Raw genomic sequence first — 559 nt, 5'->3', positions numbered from 1 at the left:
GGTCGTCGCCGGTTGCTCGTCAAAGCCACGTGTCCAGTGTCTGAAACCGCTTCCAGCACCGGCTTGGATGGTTCAAGACCCGCCCGACTGGAGAAAGACGCTGAACAAGATTATTTACGTCTCCTCGGAGAACTCGAAACCCTCGAAGCCCAATTCCTTGGACTGAGGGATTATATGAAGACTGAGTGTAGGGGCAATGATGGTAACAAATGAACTTAAGTACAAAACAGCGTCATGGGGTGAAGTAAAAGCAGATGTTTATGCTGGTGAGAACTGCGATGCACACAATCCGTTTATTGAGATCTATTGCGACGGCGATATGGAATCTGACACCGCAGGCAAAATTACGTTTGACGTTCAGCGCTGGCCAGTAGGAACAAAAATAACAGTTGAAGTACCGTGCTGTCCGACATGTGGTCTTGATGCTGAATTTCAGGATAGCGCTGGTAAATGTGAATGTGGGTTTGACTGGAGAAACTGGGCCAAGGAACAGTATTCATGAACACCCTGCCACCTCAGAGACCTCAGAGTAAATGATTCTGGGGTTGCAGGACTACAT

2 protein-coding genes are annotated in these 559 nt (G+C 48.3%); both read left to right on the top strand.

Features of this window, described 5'->3' with window-relative positions:
- Window positions 1-213: lysis system i-spanin subunit Rz (locus tag ACGF5R_RS24400; RefSeq protein WP_387440422.1), on the top strand; the 213-nt coding region annotated here is incomplete at its 5' end.
- Window positions 200-502, top strand: a complete 303-nt coding sequence (locus tag ACGF5R_RS24395; protein WP_112879888.1) for a hypothetical protein — start codon at window positions 200-202, stop codon at window positions 500-502. The genes ACGF5R_RS24400 and ACGF5R_RS24395, both read left to right, overlap by 14 nt.
- The last annotated feature ends 57 nt before the right edge of the window (window positions 503-559 follow it).

It is taken from the genome of Photorhabdus sp. RM71S (genome assembly GCF_042879355.1).
Taxonomy (GTDB): Bacteria; Pseudomonadota; Gammaproteobacteria; order Enterobacterales; family Enterobacteriaceae; genus Photorhabdus; species Photorhabdus kayaii.
Note: the sequence above shows the minus strand (reverse complement) of the source record. Positions and strands in the feature narration are given on the sequence as shown.